Source organism: Brevibacillus jepli, assembly GCF_047229145.1.
Lineage (GTDB): Bacteria > Bacillota > Bacilli > Brevibacillales > Brevibacillaceae > Brevibacillus.
The window spans coordinates 38861-60846 of record NZ_JBFEFW010000013.1 but is presented as its reverse complement, the minus strand read 5'-3'; the positions used below and the strand labels follow the sequence as shown (position 1 = coordinate 60846).

The 21986-nt window shown below is 48.4% G+C and carries 22 protein-coding genes and 1 riboswitch; of the genes, 6 read left to right on the top strand and 16 right to left on the bottom strand.

All coding sequences use genetic code 11. The annotated features are described in order from the left end of the window. Positions 1–6 precede the first annotated feature (6 nt). Positions 7–840, bottom strand: coding sequence for a glycosyltransferase family A protein (locus tag AB1L17_RS15730; protein WP_412844366.1), 834 nt, complete (start codon positions 838–840; stop codon positions 7–9). Between the two features lie 127 nt (positions 841–967). Here AB1L17_RS15730 and AB1L17_RS15725 point away from each other — a divergent pair, with 127 nt between their 5' ends. The 4 genes from AB1L17_RS15725 to AB1L17_RS15710 all read left to right on the top strand — a co-directional run bounded on the left by AB1L17_RS15725 (position 968) and on the right by AB1L17_RS15710 (position 4511). Then, positions 968–1324: a DUF3905 domain-containing protein gene (locus AB1L17_RS15725; protein ID WP_412844542.1), complete on the top strand. Its 357-nt coding sequence runs from the start codon at positions 968–970 to the stop codon at positions 1322–1324. A 148-nt stretch (positions 1325–1472) separates the two neighbouring features. Then, positions 1473–1775, top strand: a complete 303-nt coding sequence (locus AB1L17_RS15720; RefSeq protein ID WP_412844365.1) for an iron-sulfur cluster biosynthesis family protein — start codon at positions 1473–1475, stop codon at positions 1773–1775. Between the two features lie 68 nt (positions 1776–1843). Continuing rightward, the gene (locus AB1L17_RS15715; protein WP_412844364.1) at positions 1844–2956 is read left to right on the top strand and encodes a site-2 protease family protein; all 1113 of its coding nucleotides are present in this window, start codon (positions 1844–1846) and stop codon (positions 2954–2956) included. 217 nt (positions 2957–3173) lie between these two features. Continuing rightward, positions 3174–4511: a hemolysin family protein gene (locus tag AB1L17_RS15710; protein ID WP_412844363.1), complete on the top strand. Its 1338-nt coding sequence runs from the start codon at positions 3174–3176 to the stop codon at positions 4509–4511. A 261-nt stretch (positions 4512–4772) separates the two neighbouring features. Here the strand turns inward: AB1L17_RS15710 and AB1L17_RS15705 are convergent, their stop codons facing one another. From AB1L17_RS15705 to atoS, 5 genes are all read right to left on the bottom strand, one after another. Beyond that, entirely contained in the window at positions 4773–5087 is a 315-nt protein-coding gene (locus AB1L17_RS15705; protein ID WP_412844362.1) for a DMT family transporter, read from the bottom strand. After that, positions 5084–5437, bottom strand: a complete 354-nt coding sequence (locus tag AB1L17_RS15700; RefSeq protein ID WP_412844361.1) for a DMT family transporter — start codon at positions 5435–5437, stop codon at positions 5084–5086. The genes AB1L17_RS15705 and AB1L17_RS15700 overlap by 4 nt, the downstream gene beginning before the upstream one ends. A gap of 141 nt (positions 5438–5578) precedes the next feature. Continuing rightward, positions 5579–5682: riboswitch (guanidine-I (ykkC/yxkD leader) on the bottom strand. Between the two features lie 79 nt (positions 5683–5761). Next, positions 5762–7087, bottom strand: a complete 1326-nt coding sequence (locus tag AB1L17_RS15695; protein ID WP_412844360.1) for a short-chain fatty acid transporter — start codon at positions 7085–7087, stop codon at positions 5762–5764. Between the two features lie 166 nt (positions 7088–7253). After that, positions 7254–8657, bottom strand: coding sequence for a sigma-54-dependent transcriptional regulator (locus tag AB1L17_RS15690; protein ID WP_412844359.1), 1404 nt, complete (start codon positions 8655–8657; stop codon positions 7254–7256). Next, positions 8657–10480 (bottom strand): two-component system sensor histidine kinase AtoS, encoded by a 1824-nt coding sequence (atoS, locus tag AB1L17_RS15685; RefSeq protein WP_412844358.1) that lies wholly within the window; start codon positions 10478–10480, stop codon positions 8657–8659. The genes AB1L17_RS15690 and atoS overlap by 1 nt, the downstream gene beginning before the upstream one ends. Before the next feature lie 68 nt (positions 10481–10548). On the opposite strand from atoS, the gene AB1L17_RS15680 reads away from it, so the two are divergent. After that, positions 10549–11019: a low molecular weight protein-tyrosine-phosphatase gene (locus AB1L17_RS15680; RefSeq protein ID WP_412844357.1), complete on the top strand. Its 471-nt coding sequence runs from the start codon at positions 10549–10551 to the stop codon at positions 11017–11019. Positions 11020–11044: 25 nt separating this feature from the next. On the opposite strand, the gene AB1L17_RS15675 is transcribed toward AB1L17_RS15680, so the two are convergent. Continuing rightward, positions 11045–11863, bottom strand: coding sequence for an alpha/beta hydrolase family protein (locus AB1L17_RS15675; protein WP_412844356.1), 819 nt, complete (start codon positions 11861–11863; stop codon positions 11045–11047). Between the two features lie 191 nt (positions 11864–12054). On the opposite strand from AB1L17_RS15675, the gene AB1L17_RS15670 reads away from it, so the two are divergent. Next, positions 12055–12447: a winged helix-turn-helix transcriptional regulator gene (locus AB1L17_RS15670; RefSeq protein WP_412844355.1), complete on the top strand. Its 393-nt coding sequence runs from the start codon at positions 12055–12057 to the stop codon at positions 12445–12447. A gap of 574 nt (positions 12448–13021) precedes the next feature. Here the strand turns inward: AB1L17_RS15670 and motB are convergent. From motB to AB1L17_RS15625, 9 genes are all read right to left on the bottom strand, one after another. Then, positions 13022–13831, bottom strand: a complete 810-nt coding sequence (motB, locus tag AB1L17_RS15665; RefSeq protein ID WP_412844354.1) for a flagellar motor protein MotB — start codon at positions 13829–13831, stop codon at positions 13022–13024. Continuing rightward, complete coding sequence (gene motA / locus AB1L17_RS15660) at positions 13824–14639, bottom strand: flagellar motor stator protein MotA (protein WP_412844353.1); 816 nt, start codon at positions 14637–14639, stop codon at positions 13824–13826. Before motA ends, motB begins: the two co-directional genes overlap by 8 nt. Positions 14640–14730: 91 nt before the next feature. Then, on the bottom strand, positions 14731–15462 hold the full coding sequence (locus AB1L17_RS15655) for a ZIP family metal transporter (protein WP_412844352.1): 732 nt from the start codon (positions 15460–15462) through the stop codon (positions 14731–14733). A 111-nt stretch (positions 15463–15573) separates the two neighbouring features. Then, positions 15574–16089: a peptide deformylase gene (gene def, locus AB1L17_RS15650; protein ID WP_412844351.1), complete on the bottom strand. Its 516-nt coding sequence runs from the start codon at positions 16087–16089 to the stop codon at positions 15574–15576. Positions 16090–16093: 4 nt separating this feature from the next. Beyond that, positions 16094–16336, bottom strand: a complete 243-nt coding sequence (locus AB1L17_RS15645; protein WP_412844350.1) for a helix-turn-helix domain-containing protein — start codon at positions 16334–16336, stop codon at positions 16094–16096. A 112-nt stretch (positions 16337–16448) separates the two neighbouring features. Continuing rightward, the gene (locus AB1L17_RS15640) at positions 16449–17051 is read right to left on the bottom strand and encodes a flavin reductase family protein (RefSeq protein ID WP_412844349.1); all 603 of its coding nucleotides are present in this window, start codon (positions 17049–17051) and stop codon (positions 16449–16451) included. Between the two features lie 102 nt (positions 17052–17153). Next, positions 17154–17939: an ankyrin repeat domain-containing protein gene (locus AB1L17_RS15635; RefSeq protein WP_412844348.1), complete on the bottom strand. Its 786-nt coding sequence runs from the start codon at positions 17937–17939 to the stop codon at positions 17154–17156. A gap of 95 nt (positions 17940–18034) precedes the next feature. Then, positions 18035–20053: a hypothetical protein gene (locus tag AB1L17_RS15630; RefSeq protein WP_412844347.1), complete on the bottom strand. Its 2019-nt coding sequence runs from the start codon at positions 20051–20053 to the stop codon at positions 18035–18037. A 198-nt stretch (positions 20054–20251) separates the two neighbouring features. Continuing rightward, positions 20252–21979 (bottom strand): methyl-accepting chemotaxis protein, encoded by a 1728-nt coding sequence (locus AB1L17_RS15625; RefSeq protein WP_412844346.1) that lies wholly within the window; start codon positions 21977–21979, stop codon positions 20252–20254. Between the last annotated feature and the right edge of the window lie 7 nt (positions 21980–21986).

Sequence of the window (21986 nt, the reverse complement as noted above, 5' to 3'; positions counted from 1 at the left end):
CAGCCATTATGCTCGGCGCTTTTTTCTGCGAGACTGGCTTTCACTCACTTTTCGAATGACACGCTCCTGCTTCAGCAAGGTGAGCTTCTCATCAAATTGAAACGAACAACCGTTTTTTAACAATCGTTTGGCGAAATCCCGCTCCATCTCCATTCGAGGCAACAACCGGAAAGCGCCTGCCTTCCTTGCATGCTCTCTTTGCAACGAAACATGCTGGGTCGAAAACATCGTCCAGGGGGATCGATATCGCTCCAGCTTTGCCCCGTATTTTTCCTTGATGCTCATTCGCTTCTGGGCGATGGGACAGGACAGACTGATGGGATCGAATTGTCCATTTGCAATTTGACTCTCTTCTAATAAGGGTATCGTTTTGACTAGCGTGTGCGGTCGCTTAATATGTGGATTTTGTTCCAGCCATTTTTGACATTCTTCATGTTGACTGGCGCTGAACTGCGGGTCGTACACAGAGTAGATTCTCCTCGTACACAGCCCCAGCAAAATCATATCCGGTACCCGCTCGTGTGCCTGCTGGTGTACGCCAATAAACTGGCGAGGAACAATCATATTACATGCTAAAAAAACAAGCAGATTACCTTTTGTCTGCTGGATTCCTGTATGGAACAGGTGGGAGAGCGGAACACGTTTGCGAAAACGCACCACTTGCAAAGAATAATGCGAGGTAAAGCCAGCCAGCTTCTCTGCCAGCCCATCAGTGGAGCCGTTATCCAGCACAATAACCTCATATTGATCAAAATCGGCAAACTGCAAGTTCAAGCTAAATAAGGTATACAAAAGCTGATGAGCTGCGTCTCTGACGGGAATGATGACACTCGTTAGCATCAGATCTTCCCCCTTTTTTTAGCATATGCCACTGGGTTTCATTTGGGCTCTCGCGCAGGCTCCCATACAAAACCGAATAAGGGGTCAGTGACTGATGCATGCTATGGGATAAAAGGAGGTCCAGATGATGGATAACGATAAGCAAAAGAACGACCAGACGAAGGATATTTCCCTCGATGGGACGCTGCCACATCAAATCAGTGCTCCTGACTTCAAAAACTCGTCCCGTACGATCCAAAAGCCATTCGTCAATGAGTTCGGAGTCATCATCGGTGATAGCTTGTACGAGTCCAAGGAATCTCCCTTACACAACTGGAGTACGGAAACCGATCCCTTCGTCATGGCAGGGGACCAGTGGGTTCACCCGACTAACGACATTGGCTGGAACTCGATAGAAAATCGTGAGCTCCTCGAGGATCAAGAAGAACCAAATAGAGCGCGTTTTATGCACCCTACCCTCGATGTGAGCAAAGGCAAGGACTAGGACTAACGCCAGCTTTTTCATGCAGCCCGTTCGGCAGAAGTGTTTCTGACCGGACGGGTGTTTTTGGATTGCGCGTACGGCCTGGAAGATCGGGACACTACTCAGACTTGTGTTACAATGGAATACAATAGCAGAAAGGAGCTAGTCCATGAGTATCACGCTTACGATAGAGCCAGCGTTTTCGCTTGCCTATCAACGTTATGCCGGCTTTGTACCAGGCGATACGCTTCGATTGTATGTACGAACAAGCGGCCCCGGGACCGGTGGCATGTTTTATGCGATTGAAAAAGATGAGGCCCTCACCGACGATGCTGTGTTTGAAGTAGAGGGGTTGCGATTTGTCATTCGTCCAACTGATTTCTGGTATTTCGACGGGGGGCATCTGAGCTACAATCCGCTCTATGGCGAGTACGGCTTTCACTTCACCAACCCTCGTCTGGATGGGAACTAGAATAGAAACTTCTCTTGGATTGATTCGTAAGAAGGAATATCTGCCTATATCTTCAGGGAGGAAAAACGATGAAAAGAAGCCGTTCAGTCCTTTTGGCGATCGGTGCTTTCTTACTTGCCAATTTAAAATGGATCGTTAGCATTTTGAAGTTCTCAAAATTCGGCACCACCATCATATCCATGGGGATTACCTTGTGGGCGTACGCTGTTTTTTACGGCTGGAAGTTCGCAGTAGCTCTCGTCTACCTGATCTTCGTCCACGAGATGGGGCATGTGATTGCAGCCAAGCGAAAAGGAATCGCGACCTCGCCTGCTGTCTTTATCCCTTTTGCGGGAGCCTTCATCGCCATGAAAGACATGCCGCGTGACGCAAAAACCGAAGCGTACTTAGCTTACGGCGGACCCTTGGCCGGGATGATTGCTTTCTTGCCTGCCCTTCCATTGTATTGGTATACGCAGGACCCTTTCTGGGCGTTGGTTATTTACTTGGGTGCCATGCTCAACTTGTTTAACCTGCTGCCCATTTCCCCACTGGATGGCGGCCGCATTGTATCTGTATTGTCGACGAAAATCTGGTTTATCGGGCTGGTAGGGCTGGGTATTATGCTGTTCGCCAATCCCGGACCGATTACCGTGTTCATTTTCATTATCGGTTTGATTACCTGGTACAACCGTATGCGTTCAGGCTATCAACAAAAGATTCTGCACTATGAGCGTGACAGAATTAAGGACTTCCAAGAGAGCATAGCAAAATGGCCCGAGCTGGAATCGACATGGGATACCCGTGTGCAAATGAATGCGGCGGTAAATGCGATCAATCAGGAAGATTTGGGGAAATTTTATTTTCCTTTTGTGCAGGACAAAAAACGACTTCAACGCGACTTCAAGCGACTGGATAAAGTGTATGTGAACAGAAAATGGGAACTGTTCAGACTGTGGGAGCGAGAGCCCGTCTTGTATTACGATTCGGACCCGAATCGACCGATCCCTTCTGAAGCGCTTCGCGAGGGAGAACGTGCCGCACAAGAAAGATTGGCCGAACTGGATGAGCAAATGCATCAGCTCACTACTTATTACGATGCACCTACCTCTACGAAATGGAAAGTGTTAGCTGCCTATCTCGGTCTAGCTGCCGTTCTGTCTGCGTTTTTTGTCTACGGACAACAAATCCTGATAAAGTAACCGTTTGCAGTTTACTTTGCTCGAACAAGACGTATGCCTATCTGCGACCTTCTCCGGGCGCAAAAACGTGCGCTACGGTTATCTGAGGGTCGCTCTTCCCGAGCAAAAGGGCAGAAACGCCCCCTACGGTGGTATATCGCTTTTGTGCGTTTCACCCCGATCAGAGTAAAATAGAAAATAGTACTTTCATAAAATTCCAGAGAGGATGACTTTTTACTTGGACACCGTCCCGATAGTGCTCAACCTACTGCTTGTTATATTTCTTGTTTTTCTCAACGGCTTTTTCGTAGCCGCAGAGTTCTCACTCGTGAAGGTGCGGCAAACGCGCCTGACACAGATGGTGAATGAAGGGAACAAACGGGCAGTCTATGCCCAAAAAGTAACGCATAAGCTAGACGCCTACCTATCTGCCTGCCAGGTCGGGATTACTCTCGCCTCGCTGGGACTGGGTTGGGTCGGGGAACCGGCCATTGCCCATATGATTGTGGAGCCTTTGCTTGGATCTTCAGGATTACCTGATTATGCGATCTCCGCGATTTCTTTTGGTATAGCCTTTGCGATTATTACGTTCCTCCACATTGTCTTGGGTGAGTTGGCTCCGAAATCATTGGCCATTCAAAAAGCAGAAATGACCTCGTTGTGGGTTGCCGCGCCATTGATGTTTTTCTATAAATTGCTTTACCCGGCTATCTGGTTCTTGAACGGAACAGCCAACGCTCTCATGAGACGACTCGGACTCGAAGCCATCTCGGAACATGATGCGGCACATACCGAAGAAGAAATTCGCCTTTTGGTCAATCAAAGTCACCAAAGTGGCCATATCGACCAGACCGAATTGGCTCTTGTGGAACAAGTTTTTGACTTCTCCGAAACCGTTGCTCGGGAAACGATGATCCCGCGCATTGACATGGTTTGCTTATATACGACGAATACATTTGAAGAAAACCTGGAGATTATCCGATCGCAGCGCCACACACGCTTCCCGGTTGCAGCTGAGGACAAGGACAACATCATCGGTTTTGTCCACGCGACAGACTTCTACCTTTCTGCCTTGCAGGACGGAAGTGTCGAGCTGGATGCCTTGCTCCGTCCTGTCCTGACCGTACCGGAAACCATGGAAATCAGCACAGTTCTGCGCCTGATGCAGAAAAACCGCTCGCAGCTCGCGATTGTCATCGACGAGTATGGCGGAACAGCCGGTCTCGTTACGATGGAGGATATTCTGGAGGAAATCGTCGGGGATATCCAAGACGAGTTTGACGAGGAAAGACCAGAGATTGAGAAGCTGGAAAACGGCCTCTCCGTATCCGGTATGCTCGTGTTAGCTGACCTGAATGATCATCTTCCGTTCGAACTCGAATCCGAGGATGTGGACACAATCGGTGGCTGGTTGTACAGCCAGCTGGAAGAAGACATCGCTGTTGGTGCAACAGTAGAATGGGAAAACTACCTGTTCACTGTCAAGCAGATGGATCATCACCGTGTCACACGCGTACTGATTACGCGTTTGGAAAATGATGAATCGGAGCAACAAGAACTGTTGACCGTCTCCTAATCATCACAACCTGGCACAACCCAAGCCCCACACCTGCTTACTTGGCGGGTGCGGGGCTTTTCTATTAACAGGTGGTGTGTTCCTCTCGTCAGGTCGTTCCCTGGCCTCCAGACTGCTTCCAGTCCTCCACGCCGTTATCCTCCAAAAAATCCCCATCGTCACATCGCTAATATCCGGATCGGTCAACAAGCTGTATTGGAAGATAAAAGAAAAAAGGCAGACATCCGATACGGAATATCTGCCTTCCTTGTTAAATCTAACTTATGCAATCAATTTCAAACCAGCCACTGCGATAATGACGAGTGCGATGCAGAAAATACGCAGCTTGTCTTTTGCTTCCCCATAAAACAGCATCCCGACAAGAGCGCTACCGACTGTTCCGATACCAGTCCAGACCGCATATGCAGTTCCCATAGGAATTTCTCTCATAGCAAAGGACAACAGGAAGAAGCTGATTGAAAAACCGCCGACCAGTACTGCCCAAGAACGGAAAGAAGGGGTTCGGTTTACCTGTGTAATCCCCATTACGCCTATTACTTCAAACAACCCTGCAAAAATCAAGGATACCCATGTCATGCCACTTCACCCTCCTTACGCGGCTTCTCTTCATGATCGGGTGTTACCAGCTTCAAGCCAATGATTCCCCCCAAAAGGAGCGCAATCAAGCCGACTTTTGTCCAGCTGAACGGTTCTCCAAACAAGACCATTTCGCTAATGACGGTACCAGCCGTCCCCAAACCGACGAAGATCGCGTAGACTGTACTTGTCGGAAGCTTTTTCCCTGAATAGATCAAAACACCAAAGCTGATAATAATCGCTAAGATGGTTAATGCCCACGTTCCAAAGCTATCGGCGTGCTTCAGACCCGCTACCCACATGACTTCAAATACTGCTGCTACGACAACCATCAACCAATATTTCCCCATGTTTTGGCTCCCTCCTCTTTCTTTACGCGCATGTTAACGGACGTATCCGTTTTATCGTTCCCCAAAATACATACTCATCCAAGATGGCTAAGGCTTTTTCCGAATGCAAAAAAAGCCTCGGGTGAATACCATCACAGATATTCCTCCCGGGCTTTTATCCCTCCGTGTACACGACCGTGGTCGTGGGTTTTCTCTCGGTCCAGACCGGCCAGATGACTGTCCGCGGAACCCTAGAAAACTCAGCAATATGCAGTTAGCTTCTTGGGGTAACTGCCTTTATCTTATCAAAAAACGAGGAATTTGGCAATGAACGTACGTGCATCGCTAGAAAAGCAAGAAGCCCAAGCTGATAATCGCGCCTGTCACGATCAACATCATCAAACAATAGCCCATAATATCCCTCGCACCCAATCCAGCCAGAGCGAGCACGGGTAATGCCCAGAATGGCTGAATCAAATTCGTCCACGCATCCCCCCAAGCAATCGCCATCGCGACCTTTGCATGGGATACACCCAGCTCTGTTGCGACTGGCAGCATGATTGGTCCCTGAACTGCCCATTGCCCTCCACCAGATGGAATGAAAATGTTCAATAAGCCTGCACTCCAAAACGTGAACAGCGGGAACGTTGTCGGCGTCGAGATGCTGATAAACCATTGGGAAATACTCGCCGCCAGTCCTGACGCCGTCATCATCCCGATAATTCCAGCGTAAAACGGGAACTGCACGACGATCCCTGTCGTCGTCTTCACCGCTTCATGCATGGCATCCAAAAACTTGCGCGGTGTCCCGTGCAGGAGTATGCCCAGAAACAAAAAGCCCATAATAACGACATCCAAATTCAGCTTAAAGCCTTTATCAGCAAAATAGTAAATTAAATAAATAATTCCGAGTGCTGAAATAAGAACCGAGATCAAACGGCTGTTTTCCAGCTTGGAAGCAGGAGTATCGTCGACTGTAGAATCTGTAGCAGCAGCCATTTCTTGCTGCGCTATTCCTTCGCCCTTGAATACAATCGTATCTTTTTCGGCAGGCATCATGAATCTGTTCACAATCGGAAGGATAATCATGATCGCGGCCACAATGGTCAGATTCATCGGTGAAAACATCGTTTCCGAGGTAGGAATAACCCCGATGATGTTTTCCAGGCTGTGCTTTTCTGTCGCAATCGTCAAAGGAACAGAACCGGCAAGCCCTCCATGCCAGACGACAAATCCGCCGTACGCACTGGCGACAAGCAAACGGTAGTCTACCTTTGCTACTTGATTGGCAAGAACGCGTGCCAATAACGCACTGATCACGAGCCCAAATCCCCAATTGACCCAGTTCGCCACACAAGAAACCAACGTGACGAGTACAATCGCTTGGCCTGGTGTTTTGGCCAGTGATCCCAAGGCATTCAAGCCCCGCTTACAAATATTCGTACTCGCTAGCGTATGACCAGTAATTAGGATTAATACCATTTGCATCGTAAAGCTGAGCAAGCTCCAAAAGCCGCCGCCCCAGTAGTTGACCATTTCCATCGGCGTTTTGCCATTGACGATGATCCCGGCAACAAACACGAGGAAGGTCAAAATGACGGCAAATAAAAAAGCGTCTGGCAAATAGCGTTGCACCATGCGAACCGAAGCATTCGTTAAGGCTTGAAACACATTTTCATCCCCTTTTCTAAAAGCATTCTTGCACTTGCGCTTTTTCATATAGCAAGAGGGATGCCAATCGGTATTTCAAGCGAAATGAATGCGCTTTCAAAACGGTTGCTCCGTCATGCTGACTACTTTTTGCGCAGTGTGATACCTATTTGCGCACTACGAGCGATTAGTCTCTTTCATCCATTGTCGAATCCAATCCGTACATTTGCAGCTTGTAGAGCAGTGCCCGCCGTGATATGCCCAGCCTTTTCGCTGTCTGTAGCTTGTTGCCGCGTTCTTTGCGCATGGCATGGGCAATTGCTTCTCGCTCGACCTGAGCGATGATTTCCCGCATGGTTCGTCCTTCAAAGCTGATTTTGCCAAGGCCTGTGGTCTGCTCGCTTCGTGCATTTTCCTGAATGGGGGATAAGACATGCTCTTGACCGATAACTGCCCCTCTGGTCAAAACAACAGCCCGTTCAATCGTATTCTCTAGCTGACGCACATTGCCTGGCCAGTGGTAGGCGATCAGTGCTTCAGTGGCAGCAGCGGACAAGCAGAGGTCATGCTTCCCTGCCTCTTTTCCATATTTGGCGAGAAAATGACGGATAAGCAGAGGAATGTCCTCCTTTCGCTCACGAAGCGGCGGCATGCGAATCGGAACGACATTGAGCCGGTAGTAAAGATCCTCGCGAAAAAGCTCTTGGCGAATTCTTTCCTGCAAATCGCGGTTGGTTGCAGCAATCACGCGAACATCAACCGATACAGCCTCGATGCCCCCTACCCGAATAAATACGCGATCCTGCAAGAACCGCAGCAGTTTTACCTGCAAAGAAAGGCTAAGCTCCCCTACTTCGTCCAGGAACAAGGTACCTCCATTCGCCAGCTCAAACAGTCCTTGCTTGCGATGAACCGCACCTGTAAATGCACCCCGTTCATATCCAAACAACTCGCTCTCCAGCAAATTTTCCGGAATCGCGCCGCAATTGACAGGAATGAGTGGCTTGTCCGCCCGCGGGCTGTTGGCATGGATTGCTCTTGCAATGAGCTCTTTGCCCGTCCCGCTCTCCCCTTCAATCAAAACAGTTGCTTTGGACATGGCTACCTTTCCCACCAGCTTGTACACGTTCTGCATAGCCGGACTCAGGCCAACCAAGCTCGTACCGTTTTGATTCGCTTGCTCTTCCAGAAGGACTTGCTCACTTTCTCCTTGCTCAAACGGCTCCGCATTTGTGAATGCATGAGCAACTACTTGTTTGACCTGGCTTAAGTCGAATGGCTTTTGCACATAATCAAATGCTCCCAGCTTCATTGCCTCCATGACGTCACTGGCCGAACCATAGGCAGTCATCATCACGACTCTCGGGAGTCTTCCCTTTCGCTCGTTCAAGCGGCGCAACGTATCCATACCGTCCAAATGAGGCATACGCAGATCTAAAAGCATGACTTGCGGGCAAAAGCTCTCGACCTGCTCCAAAGCCTCCACTCCATTGCCAGCCTCCAGAAGCTCGTATCCCATTTTCCGCAATGTCGTGGACAATGCCTTTCTCACATTGGCCTCGTCGTCAACGATCAGCACTCTGCTCGTCATCACAATCCTCCTTTTGCCCGGATCGGCAGTACGACAGTGAAACAGACGCCATCAGGGGTATTTTGAGCGAAAATATGTCCGCCATATGCTTGGACAATCCGTTGGGAGATCGCCAATCCTAGTCCCGTACCTGTCTGCTTGGTCGTGAAAAACGGTTCGAATACAGCCAACAGGTTTTCTTCTGAAATAGGCGGACCGTCATTCCTTATATGGACTTGCACGTGATTGTCTATGTTTTTGATTTCAATCTGGATACGGCCATCCATCGGCTTTGCTTGCAGGGCATTGAGTAAGATATTCAAAAAAACCTGTTTCAACAACTCCGACGAAGACATCACGACAGGAATATCCTCTTCACATACGAGCTGTACAATCACGCTGCTATAGCCATCGACATGTTCTATCAGCTTCAGCGTGTGCTCGATTACCTCTTGAATGCGTACGGGTACGTTCGACTCTTCATTGGGACGAGAAAATAACAAAAGCTCGTCAGCAAAACGGTTCAGACGCTCTACTTCCTCCACAATAATCCCCGTGTATTCCCGAGAGTCATGGTCTTTTGGCCATTCCTCTTCGATGATCTGGGCGAAGGCTTTGATGGACGTCAACGGATTGCGCACCTCATGGGCAATGCTTGTCGCCCATTCACCTATGACAGCCAGCCGCTCTGCCTGAGCCAGCCTTGACTCCATCCTCCGCCATTGTGTACGATCCTCCAGAACGACGATAGCCCCCAATACTTCATCGGTCGTATTTTTCCAAATGGAAGAGCTGACCTTCAGCCAGAGCACGCCTCTGTCCGGATGCTGATGGCACCACATGGCATCACGGATGGCTCGACCGTTTTGCAGCGTATCCAACAGGATATGAAGGAGAGCCTCACTCTCTGTAAAAACTTCCGTGTAATGCATCCCCTTTGCTCGACTGGCCGTAAATCCAATCATATGTATCGCTGTCTCATTCCAAGCAATCAGGTGCCCGCTTTGGTCCAACGCGAGAACTCCGCTGTCCATGCTATTCATGATTGTCTCTGTGCGACTGCGGCTCGTCTGCAATTCTCTCGCAAGCTTGTTGATCGCACCTGTAATTTCTCCGGGCTCACCGTCCATGCTCCTCAAACGAAAGGAAAGGTCTTGGCTAAGCCGCTTCAGCCCTGACTTGATCTCTGACAAAATCACTTCAAAGCGATGAACGAGCAAACCGCTGGCTGCTGCTGCGATCATACAGCCAATGCCCAAAATCGCATAAATGCTTTGGCGCATATCCGCGAGCTGTATATCAATCGTAGACATGAGCTCATTCGCCCAAGCATAGCCGATCACTTGATCATTGCGAATGAGTGGAACCATGGCGTTCATGATGTTGCCGCGTACTTGTTCACCGATCACGACGTCAATCTGCCGCGTCTGCATGACACTGCGACCCGGATGGTTTTCGCCAATTGATTGTCCTATGTGCGAGCTCATTTCTTTGCTGGGCCCATACGTTACGATGGAATCGAGAGCTGCGGAATAATAACCGACACCTATTCCCGGGTGCGCGAGAGCGATACGATCTGTAAGCGGTTGCATTTTCTGGTTTAACGCTTGAAGCTTGTGCGCTTTTTCCGCCTGTTCTAATCCAGCTTCCACAACAATAGTGTCGAAATCTTTTGACAGCGCAAAATCCAGCTGCTGTGTGATGGCGATCAGCTTTTGTTTCTTTTCTGCCAGTAAAGCCTGCTCTGCCGATTTTACCAATACGATTCCGGTAATGATTATCGGTAAAATGGTGACAACAATGACAGCCACGACAAAACGTATGCGGTACAAATATGTTTTCATTGCACATGTCCTCCTTATGGTATTCTAACATACAGAAGCATCACAATTAGGAGAAGAGGAAGGTACATATGACAACAGTCTTGTTCGTTTGTCTGGGCAATATTTGTCGCTCACCCATGGCCGAAGCTGTATTTCGCCATCTCGTAGAGGCGGAGGGGTTGTCCGAGGAAATCTCCATCGACTCGGCAGGAATCGGTGGCTGGCACGCTGGGGAGTCTCCGCACAAAGGTACGCAAAAGGTACTGACCGAAAATGGGATCGCACATGATACGCTGCGAGCGCGCCAAATTGTCAAGCAGGACTTTTCGGAGTACGACTATATCGTCTGCATGGATGAGGAAAATTTGTCTGCCCTCAAACAGATGGCGCCGCCAGGGAAAAAGGTACACCGTCTGCTCGACTTTGCCGATTCTGCCGAGGAACAAAATGTAGAAGACCCTTACTATACCGGTCGTTTCACGTATGTGTATGACCTGGTGCATGCGGGTTGCCGCGGGCTGCTAGCGAACATCAAAACGAATATCGCAAAAAAGGGATAGCCCGTCACCAGGCCATCCCTTTTTCTCATACAGCGACTGTCTCTTTTTCCTGCAATCTGTCTAGCCAGCTCTTCGTACTCGCAATCAGGCGTTTGTAGCTGTCCGCTGAGGAAAAGGTATGATTCCCCCCGACTACTACTTCTGTTTCGCAGCTCCCCCGCCTCCGCAGATGCAGCTCTCGCTCATAGTGGAACATGGCATCCACTGGAATAACGTCATCCCGATTGCCATGCAAGATTAATACATCTCCTTCAAACAGCTTGGCTTGACGAAGTGGAAGAGCCCCACCCAGCGACTGGAAAAAGCGTTTCTCCAGTATGTAACCCATATGATCTGTTTCTCCATATGCGAGTGCGTCCTTGTATTCCTTCTCTCCTACAATGCGAACGATATCGTCGTAAGGGCGTGCTACTGGAGCCCAAAGAACCAGCGAGTGTATCCGCTTATCCTGGCTCGCTGTCAGAACACTGACTGCACCGCCCAGACTATGTCCTAAGAGGCACACACGCTCCTGATCTACCTGCTCCAAAGTGAAGACAAAGTCGAGAACATCACGTGTTTGGCCGAGCAAGACGTCCAAACCACCTGCACCATAATCGCCGTCACTTTCCCCGCAGCCTCCGTAATCGAAGCGCAATACGCCAAAGCCTTGCGAGGCTAATTCTCTGGCTGCTTTTACAAACAAGCGGTTCACACCAATCCGACTGCCGATAAAGCCATGGCAAATGACAACCAATGGGTATTTCAAGCTGGTCTTGCCTATCGTGTATGAAGGCTCATGCAAGGTTGCCGTCAACGAAATCGTGTCGCTAGGAATTTGCAAAATCCGTTCCAAAGAACTCACCTCTTTTATTATTAGTATTCCGAGTTGTTTACTAAGTTATTGTGTTTATTATCTTCATTTCTATGAACGATGTCAAGATCCACCCGAAAAGACAATGAAAAATCATCCCACACGGTTTATGATAGGAACGAACGAAGAGAAACATATGAATGACTTTTTTGGACCGAAGATAGGATGGTGAGGAGAAAACTATGTCCGACTTGCGGAAAGAAACCTTGGAAAAAATTAAAAACGGTGATTTCAACTGTTCCAAGGAGCTGACCTTATCGATGTTCAGCGGGAAATGGAAAGTTGTCATCCTGTGGCATCTGGGAGTAGAAGGCTCGCATCGCTTCAGCGAGCTGCAACGCCTGTTCCCGAAAATCACGCACAAAATGCTGACGAGTCAGTTAAAAGAGCTAATCGAAGACGGAATTGTTCACCGGGAAGTATACCCTGAGGTTCCTCCGCGCGTGGAGTATTCCATGACAGAGCTGGGGATGACGCTGTTGCCCATTGTGGAAATGATGTATGAGTGGGGCGAGATGCGGATGGGGCAATTGAAGCTGGAGTTGGGGGAGGGCAAAGGATCAACGTCTGACTAGCTGTTGTGGTGGGGAGGAAACAGGAGAAAACGCTCAGCTTCTTGGAACACCTGCGGGGAAGCTGGGGGTGCCCGGCTCCGTGAAAAAAAGCGAAACCGCGTCCAAAGTAGACTCTTCCACGATGCTTCTCAGAGGTGGACGCTAAAGGCAGTTTCGCTTTTTTTCACTGCGCCTCGGTCGGTGTGTCCAAAGATCTTCGCTTATTTCTCCTGTTTCCTCTGCGAGCTGTTGAGATTCCACCTGCTTCTATTTTTTTAAAAATAGACCCTTGAATGCTACTTTCATGATGTAGACAAAAGCCGCTTAGGAAGAAGCACATTTCCAGTCCTATCGCCTCTGGAGCCCTACTTAGCTCAGAAATAAATGGCGGGGGTTTTCAGCTTCAACCTCTGCGAATTCATCCTCGAAACTCTACTTTTGAAGCGCTCCCGACATTTATTTCTGAGCGGACAGTCTAACCACTTGCGGGGCGTAGGCCGAAGCGTAGACTGGAAATGGGCTTCTTCCCCTCCACTACAGCTACTATAAACACCAAAAAGGATAGCACCCCTAGGGACGCTATCCTTTTCTATTATTACGGATTCACACTATTTTTCGGAGGAGAAGCCAGGTCACGCAGGATGGCTACCTCTACCCGTCTGTTTTTTGCTCGGCCTTCCGCCGTCGTATTCGGCGCTACCGGATGGTATTCGCCCAATCCTGTCGCGCTGAACTTCGTCGGGTCCAGGTTCTTGTTTTCCAGAAGCACCTTCAAGAAGTTAACCGAACGTTTGGCACTGAGATCCCAGTTGGACGGGAATTCTGCACGGCGAATCGGCACATTGTCCGTATGACCTGTCACCGTTACTTTTTTCGGGTGAGGCACCAGCATTGCTGCCATCTCGGTCGCCAGCTTTCTCGCTTCCGGCTTCAGATCGGCCTTACCCGAATCAAACAACGCATTGTCCAAAATGGTAATCAACAGACCTTCTTCGGTCAGCTTGGTCTGGAGCTTGTCATTCAGCTTGTTTTGCTGAATGTATCCATCCAGCTTGGTCTGCAGTTTTTTCAAGTCCTCAGTCTCTTTACGAACCGCTTCTTCCAGCTTCTTTTCTTCTTCTGTCTTCTGTTTCTCGGCTTCCTGAGCGCCTTTGTGCAAGGTTTGCTGCTGCAAGGCCGGATCTAACGGCACTGGACTTGGATAGTTCATGACACCCACACCGCCGTTTATCGCAACGTTGAAGGAGCGGACCATTTGATCGAACTTCTTCGCATCCATCTCGCTAGAGGCGAACAACACGATAAACAAAGCGAGCAGGAGGGTGAGCAAGTCCGCGTATGGAATTAGCCAAGACTCGTCCATATGCTCTTCATGTTGAGCATGTCTCTTTGGTCGCTTAGCCATTTACCGCAGCTCCTTCCTCCCTCTTCTCTTCCTTCATTTCTTCTTTCATTTCCGCACGCTCTTGATATGGGATGTAAACCAGCAATTTTTGTTCAATCGCAGTCGGAGATACTCCCGCTTGAATGGAGAGAAGTCCTTCGACCATGATTTTTTTGATTTCGATTTCTGCCTTCGATTTGCGTTTGAGCTTGGTTGCGAACGGATGCCACAATACGTAACCAGTGAAAATACCGAGCAACGTAGCTACGAACGCAGCCGCAATGGATATACCCAATGCATCAATGTCACTCAAGTTACCCAAGGCCGCAATCAGACCGACAACCGCACCCAATACCCCAAGTGTCGGAGCGTAGCTTCCCGCTTGGCTAAAGACGAGTGCACCCGCCTGATGACGCTCTTCAATGGCGTGAATCTCTTCGTTAAGGACATCGCGGACAAAATCCGGTTCGCCACCATCAATGATCATTTTCATTCCGTTACGCAGGAATGGATCTTCAATTTCGTCAGAAGTGTTTTCCAGTGCGAGCAATCCTTCGCGCCGGGCGATGGAAGCCCAGTTCATAAACTGACCGATCAATTCTCTTTTTTCAGGGAGCTTCTGTTCTTTAAAAATTATCTTGAAAAGGGCAGGAATACGTTTGATCTCCGACATAGGAAATGCGTTGAAAATGGCGGCAACAGTACCTACGAGGATAATCATAATCGCTGCTGAATTCAGTAAGGCCATGGGACTCGCATTTTTCAAGATCATCCCGACCACTACTGCGACAATACCTAAAACTATACCTATCAAGGTAGACTTTTCCATCGTGACACTCCCTACTTCCATAATCGAAATCTATCTATATATGGTTTCGGTATTTTTGGTCTCACTTGTGAGGCTTTTCGAAAAAAACCGCTTATACAAACGACTGAACTAGTCCAATCATGACCAAAAGTCCTACGATGAACGAAAAAGTTGCCGAGCGTGCATGACCATCTCCATGGCTTTCGGGGATGAGTTCCTTGTAAACGATAAACAGCATCGCTCCTGCGGCAAAAGATAGCCCGTACGGTACCAGCCCTTGTACAACCGAGGTGAGGTAATAGCCACAAATCCCTGAGACGATTTCGACTGCTCCCGTCATTGTAGCCAAAATAAACGCCTTGACGCGGCTTACCTTTTGATTGATCAGGAAGAGCGCGACCAGAAAGCCTTCCGGTGCATTTTGCAATCCGATCGCAAATGAAATCAAGCCGCCCAATCCAGCCTGATCACTCGAATAGCTCACGCCGACTGACAAGCCCTCTGGAATATTGTGCAGCGTAATCGCAGACAAAATAAGCAGCGATTGCGAATCCATCGAAATGTTGACCCTCGTGTGCTCCAGATCAATATGTGGGATTATGCTCTCCAAAACAGTCAGCAACAAGGTTCCGGTCAGAACTCCCAAGCATACGATGATAAATTGCGCACTCTGAAGTGCCTGTGGGATTAGACTGAATGTCGAGGCAGCCACCATAATTCCCGCCGTAAACGCCAGCAATATATCCCGCCATCGATGTGTGACAGACTTGAAGAAAAGGATAGGCAAGGCGCCCACACCAGTTGCCATGGCAGATAGAAAGCTACCCATCAGTAGTTGTTCCATGTGTGTTCCTCCACGTGTTAATACCGCTCTTCAGATGATACCATTTAGGCTCACAGAAAAGATATCCGGGACAAACAGCCCTTCTACTATCATATTGTCCGCATCGATACGTTACGCCTTTTTCGTTAAACGAATCACATCCAGTAAGTCAATTCTTTTTCTTGTTTTTTCATGATACAACCATTTATCTAGAACATGATCCACAAATAAAATCCCGTTTAGATGATCGATTTCATGCTGCATACAAACTGCCAGGAAGTCTTCTGCCTCCAGGATGATTTCCTCGCCTTGTCTGTTCAACGTTTTTACCTTTACATGCTTGGCTCTTTTGACATAGCCAAAGTAGCCAGGAAAAGACAAACAAGCTTCCATGCCTATTTGCTCACCGTTCATTTCTATCATTTCCGGATTTATGAGCTCCATTAATCCTTCCCCGCAATCCATCACAATCACTCTGCGAAGAATACCTACTTGGGGTGCAGCGAGCCCAGCACGGCCATCACTGGCATATAAGGTTTCAGCCATCTCATCGAGAAGCTTAAACGTTCTCTCATTAAGCTCTTCCACTGGTTTTGCTATTTTTCGCAAGATCGGATCTCCAAAAGGCAAGATCGTTTTGACTGCCATATTTTTATGCTCCCTTCACTTTATTAGGAGGTGTATACGCCCACAAGTCATTTGGCGTACACTCCAGAGCTGTACAGAGTGCATCGAGTGTCTCGGCTTTCATTTGTTTGGGTTGACTGGTTAGTAGTGCACTGATGGAGGCTGGGGACAGACTGTAATTTGCTTTCTCTTTCAATAGCCTTGCTAAAGCGGCTCCCGTCCATATCTCTCTTTCTGCCATTACTTTTCGCAGCATCCAGACAAGCATCTTATCACCTCTTAACCATTTCGGTATTAACTAATTTTATTAGGCACTGCCTAATATACCATATTTTGCACAAAAATAAAAAAACGCCAAAAAGCTTGGCGTTTTTGGCGTTCTAAGTCTCAGAACGATAGGTTTTGCCCAACTGTTCGCCTAATCCAAAATAATGACGGAAGTTGTAGATCAACGGATTCCAGGCCTGGGGATTCACGTGATGAGCTCCTTGGACAATCTGTTTGTCCGCATGTACATGACGCACCTCTGTCTCCACGATCGCAAACATATTGGCATAATCAGGAATGCGAATCGTGCGGACGACTGCTTCTAGCTGCAGCGAGCATTCCCCCACTCGCTTTGGACGTACTGTTTCGGAGTCGACAGGAGTCAAATTGGCTGCCTGAAACTTGTTCGCTTCATAGCGGAAGCCCAGCTCCTTTTTATAAGTGGGCATGGGATTGCTTCCTGTTAGTGGGGCCAATGCTTCCACCTGCTGCCACATAGAAGCATCCGGCAAATTGATCACACACTGCGGCCGCTGTTGCAAATTTTCCAATCCATGCGAGCCGAGCCCAAGTCCGAGAATGACATAACTGCCTAGCGCCCAGGAAGAAGAGATGGGACTAATATTGGTTGTGCCATCCTCATTTTCAGTCGTCAACAGGATGACGGGAGTTCCGTAATACAGGATTTTGGGTTGGATGGTGGTGTGGCTTAACATGAGGTAGGCCTCCTCTGACTAGAATGAACTTTCCACCATTCATTTTAGTCGAGGATTATTTCCATCACGCTCGAAGTATGATTGTATACTTAACCCGTTACATTACCGCGCTCCCGCTTTTTCGAGTATTTGCACAATCTCGTCATAGCCTCGTTCTTTTGCACGGTACAGGGGGGACTTTCCTTCGCTATCCGGGATATTCACATCAGCTCCGTGGTCGATTAGCAGTTGTACCATCTCTTGTTGTTTCTTTCCGCCATCGTTCAATACGATTGCTTCCATCAGTGCTGTCCATCCCGGATTGTTCACATGGTTGACGTCTACATCTGTCCGGGTAAGAAGCTCTTTTGCTACCTCCACATAACCATGCTCGGCAGCTGGAATCAAAGGTGTTCCTCCGTAGCGGTTGTAAATCTTCGTATCTGGACCAGCATCAATAACCAGCTTCAAAATCTCAAGATACCCTTCCGCTCCCGCATACAAGAACGGATTATCCTGGCGGTCGTCCTGAATATTGATATCAGCACCTGCTTCAATGAGGACTTTTACTGTTTCCACATGGTTGCCGTGTGTAGCTGCCATCACTGCTGTTCTTCCTCTACCATCCTGTGCGTTGATCTCAGCCCCTGCTTCTAGGCTCGACTTGACCTCATCTGTTTTGCCCTCTGCTGCGGCGGTGAGCATTTTACTGTTCAGTGCTTTTACTTCCTCTTGAGTTAGTGTCTGCTTTTTACCTGTTTTTGACTGTTGCTGTGGTGGTTGTGCTGGTGTTGGTTGCTGTTGCTGCTGCTGTGTGGTCGTTACTGTCGGGGCTGTTGTAGCCGGTTCATCCATGCAGCCTGTCAACAGCATTCCGAATGGGATCGCCGTGAGAATGAGTCTGTACATTGGGGTACCTTCCTCCTTGGTATGTCCTTGAGATAAAGGTCTAAGCCCGGTTGCGTACCGAGCTTAGATTGCCTGTTAACAGGTTTCGTTCGTTATTATTTTGTCGTGAAGGTCAATCCTGCCCATTGCCCTACTGGAGTAACGGAATACATGGTGTTTGGTTCTAATTTTCCACCATTCATAATCTCAAAGATTCCCGTAGCGCCTTTGCGTGTCGTTACTTTGTATTGGGCAACTAGCTCCGTCCCGTCTGGTGCTGTTAGCGTGATTTGGCGGAAAGCAAACAGTTCATCACGCGGATCCGTGCTCAGTCTTACCTCCAGCGTGGTTTCGTTTACTTCTGTTACGGAGCGAATCGTCAGTGGGTTGATCGCTTTCGCTGTAAATTCGGCATCTTTTATATCTGCCCAATCAGATGTAACGGTGTATTCTACGCCTGGAATCAGTGTCTCACCAGCTGGCAAACGGAATTTCGGCTCCTGACGACCATCTGTTGCTTGTGTGAAAGGAACATACGTCGCTACGATTGGTTCGCCACCCTCTGGCGTGATGTACACTTGTGCAGCTCTCAGAGAAGAAATAATCTCATAGCTTTTTCCACGGTAGCGATTATTTTCATCTAAAACAAAGTCCTGGCCATTTCGTTTCCCGGCATAAGCAGCAATCACATTTGAATAATCGGTTACTCCAGACCGCAAGCTTGATTCGAGTTCAATTGTATCATAGGCTACCTGACGAGCCTCTACCATGTCAATCATGTCGCTGTTCGTCTCAAAAGTACCAGCCTTGTCCTCTTTGTATGTCAGCGTGTAAGTCGTGCCGGAGACCTGAGGAGTCGTTGGCACAATGTAAGTAGCTGTTGTACCTGTTTTTAATTGTGGGATATTGCGAATAGTTAAATCGTTATCAAACTGGAAATTTTTCTGGGCTTGCGCAAGTTCAATATCTTCCGCGACGAGTGGAGCGGAGAAGGTAACTTCCAATGTGATTGGATTGAGCGGCTTGATTCTCTGTACTTCTGCATTTTCATCTGGTTGGGCATCCGTTGTCACGGAAACGTTCTGCGCGGTAGCCCATTCACCTACTGGTTCCACCCGATAGGTAACGTTCGCCTCCAGCTCTTCGCCATTCATAATTTCAAACGTTCCTGTTGCTCCTTTGCGCGTCGTGAATTTGTATTGGGCAACCAGCTCTGTTCCATCCGGAGCCGTCAACGTAATGCGACGGAGTGGAAAAATTTCTTCTCGCGGATCGCGTCGCAGTGTGACTTCAAGTGTTGTTTCATTCGTTGCTTTCACAGACTGGATGGTAAGCGGGTCGATATCTTTCGCAGTAAAGCTAGCATCACGGAAGTCAGCCCAGTCAGCGGAAACCGTGTAAGTGACACCCGGCTCAAGCTCCTCTCCCTCTGACAGACGGAATTTTGGCTCTTGACGACCATCCGTATTTTGGGTGAACGGAACGTAAGTAGCAATGATCGGCTCACCGTTTCTTGGTGTCAGGGTTACTTGAGTTCCACGCAAGGAGGAGATGATTTGGTACTCTCTCCCTTTGTAACGGTTGTCCTCATCCAGTTCAAAGTCAAGGCCACCTCGTTTTCCTGCGTACGCTTCGATTACATTTCCGTAATCCGTTACGCGGTCACTCAGGCGAGACTCTAGCTCAATGGTATCATTGTCTACTTGACGTGCCTCTCTCATGTTGATTTGTTCTGTGTTGGCTGTGAAAGTGCCTACTTCCTCGCCTTTGTAGCTGAAGGTATACGTCATCCCTTCCTCTTGCGGGGTAGTCGGTACGATGTAGGTAGACTTGAAGCCTGTTTTTAGCTGTGGAACATTTCGAATGGATAGGTCGTTATCGAATTCGAAGTTTTTCTGTGCGTTGTTGAGTGCGACTTCGTCTGAGCTGAGCGGCTCTGCGAAGGTGATTTCGAGAGTGATAGCATTCAGTGCCTTGATGCTCGTTACTTCGACTTCTTCTCTGTCATCCTGCTGATCATGAGAGGCTGCTCTCGCTACTGTATCCATGTTCAGAACGTTGAAAGGAACCGCTACCCCTGTTCCAAGCATCGAAGCGAGTAAAAGTAGTGAGAGGTGCTTTTTTGTTTTCTTCATACGATCATCTCCTTGTCTACGATGGGGGATCAACCCTCTGAATCTATCGTAGTCGGGAGAGATAAACTCCTACTAAACCTGTTATTAATTAACTATTTCATAAAGATTAACTTTTTCTAAAAAAATGACAGCTGAGAAAGGAAAAAACAAAAACGCCAAGGCTTTTGGCGTTTTTGCGTATGTGTGGAACGTATATGGCTACACCTTAAATCGGCTGATCATGTGTTGCAGCTCTTCTGCCATATCGGATAGAGCAGTAGCTGACGAGGCGATTTCTTCCATAGAAGCGAGTTGCTGCTGTGTGGCAGCTGAAACGTTTTGCGTACCATCTGCGGTCAAGTCTGAAACCTCGCTGACCAGCTCCATCGCTTTTACTACTTGTTCGGAATGAGCCGACACTTCTTGTGCGGATGCCGACACATCTTGAATCTGGTCGGCTACAGTGCCAATTGACATCTGAATTTGACCGAATGTTTCTCCTGCACGGTGAACGACGCGAATCCCTTCTTGTACTTCTCGGGTACCCGTTTCCATCGACTCAACAGCCATTCTCGTATCTGTCTGAATCGTACTGATTAACTGTGCGATTTTATGAGCAGACTGTGCCGATTGCTCTGCCAGCTTCCGCACTTCATCCGCTACGACTGCAAAGCCGCGTCCGTGCTCTCCTGCACGCGCTGCTTCAATAGCTGCATTGAGCGCCAGCAGATTCGTCTGGTCGGCAATACCCGTAATGACCTCGATGATCTCGCCAATCGCTTGTGAGTGATTGCCCAGACCGTCTACCACTCCGGACAGCTCGCGCATGGAAGCGTGGATGGCATTCATTTGTTGAACAGCCGCCTGAATCGACTGGTTGCCTTCCCCTGCCATGGTGGAAACCTCTCCTACCATATTGGAGGTTTGCTGGGCATTCGTAGCGATTTGACGAATCCCTCGCGACATATCCTCAATCGATCTCGCCCCATTTTCCACGCTCACGACTTGTCGATCCACGCCTGCCGCTACTTCCTGTACAGTAACCGCAATTTGCTCGGTAGCCCTGCTCGTCTGATCGGCACTTGCCGTCAATTGTTCTGCCGATGCCGCTACCTGCTCGGAAGTTCCACCTACCTGTCGGATGACAGTGGTTAAACTGCTTGTCATCTCATTGAATGAATTCGCCAGATCCCTGATCTCGTCACGACTTTTGACGACCAATGGCTCCACACGCAAATCACCGTCAGCGACTCTCTTCATTTCTGCCATCAAGCGCGCGATCGGTTGACGGATACTTGCCGTCAGCACAATAGCTAACAAAATGCTCGCGATCACTGATATTCCCATGACAATGATCATGTCCCGTTTGACTGACTCATACAGATGAGAGCTTTCCGTACCAAGACGTTGTGCTCCCTCACTGTTATACGTCATCATCGCGTCTAAATATTTCGCACGTTCCATGTATAGTTCACTACTTTTGATCTTAACCCGTTCCAATTCATCCATGTCTACTTGGGTAGCTGCGTTCCGAATGTCCATCTTTTTAGCAATCGCCATAAATTCAGGATTGAAGGCTTCGTAGTTTTTCAGTGCCTGCTTCAATCCCTCAAAATTTTTCCGGTCCTCTTCACCGAAAATCGTTTTCTCATAGCTGGTCAATAACCCGTCAATATAAGCAAATTGCTCGTCAACCATACCTGCATACTTGTTCTTTTCATCAATTCCTTCTGCAGAAAGGATCGTTTGGGTAAGTCCATAAACGGTTTCTAATGCCATGTTGATCTTTAAAATATCTTCCAATCCCGGGCGCCAATTCGTATTCATTTCCACCATCTTTTGATTCATCTGCTGCATCTTGTTAATGCTCGTTACACCCGTAAATAGGATGAGTAGCAGGATAAATGCGAATGCACCACCCAGCTTTTTGCCGATCGTCCATTTCATTTCGTAA

Coding starts and splice junctions, on each gene's coding strand:
- AB1L17_RS15730 (WP_412844366.1), bottom strand. CDS start 840: ATGCTAACGAGTGTCATCATTCCCGTCAGAGACGCAGCTCATCAGCTT.
- AB1L17_RS15725 (WP_412844542.1), top strand. CDS start 968: ATGGATAACGATAAGCAAAAGAACGACCAGACGAAGGATATTTCCCTC.
- AB1L17_RS15720 (WP_412844365.1), top strand. CDS start 1,473: ATGAGTATCACGCTTACGATAGAGCCAGCGTTTTCGCTTGCCTATCAA.
- AB1L17_RS15715 (WP_412844364.1), top strand. CDS start 1,844: ATGAAAAGAAGCCGTTCAGTCCTTTTGGCGATCGGTGCTTTCTTACTT.
- AB1L17_RS15705 (WP_412844362.1), bottom strand. CDS start 5,087: ATGACATGGGTATCCTTGATTTTTGCAGGGTTGTTTGAAGTAATAGGC.
- AB1L17_RS15700 (WP_412844361.1), bottom strand. CDS start 5,437: ATGGGGAAATATTGGTTGATGGTTGTCGTAGCAGCAGTATTTGAAGTC.
- AB1L17_RS15690 (WP_412844359.1), bottom strand. CDS start 8,657: ATGACGAGCAGAGTGCTGATCGTTGACGACGAGGCCAATGTGAGAAAG.
- atoS (WP_412844358.1), bottom strand. CDS start 10,480: ATGAAAACATATTTGTACCGCATACGTTTTGTCGTGGCTGTCATTGTT.
- AB1L17_RS15680 (WP_412844357.1), top strand. CDS start 10,549: ATGACAACAGTCTTGTTCGTTTGTCTGGGCAATATTTGTCGCTCACCC.
- AB1L17_RS15670 (WP_412844355.1), top strand. CDS start 12,055: ATGTCCGACTTGCGGAAAGAAACCTTGGAAAAAATTAAAAACGGTGAT.
- motB (WP_412844354.1), bottom strand. CDS start 13,831: ATGGCTAAGCGACCAAAGAGACATGCTCAACATGAAGAGCATATGGAC.
- motA (WP_412844353.1), bottom strand. CDS start 14,639: ATGGAAAAGTCTACCTTGATAGGTATAGTTTTAGGTATTGTCGCAGTA.
- AB1L17_RS15655 (WP_412844352.1), bottom strand. CDS start 15,462: ATGGAACAACTACTGATGGGTAGCTTTCTATCTGCCATGGCAACTGGT.
- def (WP_412844351.1), bottom strand. CDS start 16,089: ATGGCAGTCAAAACGATCTTGCCTTTTGGAGATCCGATCTTGCGAAAA.
- AB1L17_RS15645 (WP_412844350.1), bottom strand. CDS start 16,336: ATGCTTGTCTGGATGCTGCGAAAAGTAATGGCAGAAAGAGAGATATGG.
- AB1L17_RS15640 (WP_412844349.1), bottom strand. CDS start 17,051: ATGTTAAGCCACACCACCATCCAACCCAAAATCCTGTATTACGGAACT.
- AB1L17_RS15635 (WP_412844348.1), bottom strand. CDS start 17,939: ATGTACAGACTCATTCTCACGGCGATCCCATTCGGAATGCTGTTGACA.
- AB1L17_RS15630 (WP_412844347.1), bottom strand. CDS start 20,053: ATGAAGAAAACAAAAAAGCACCTCTCACTACTTTTACTCGCTTCGATG.
- AB1L17_RS15625 (WP_412844346.1), bottom strand. CDS start 21,979: ATGAAATGGACGATCGGCAAAAAGCTGGGTGGTGCATTCGCATTTATC.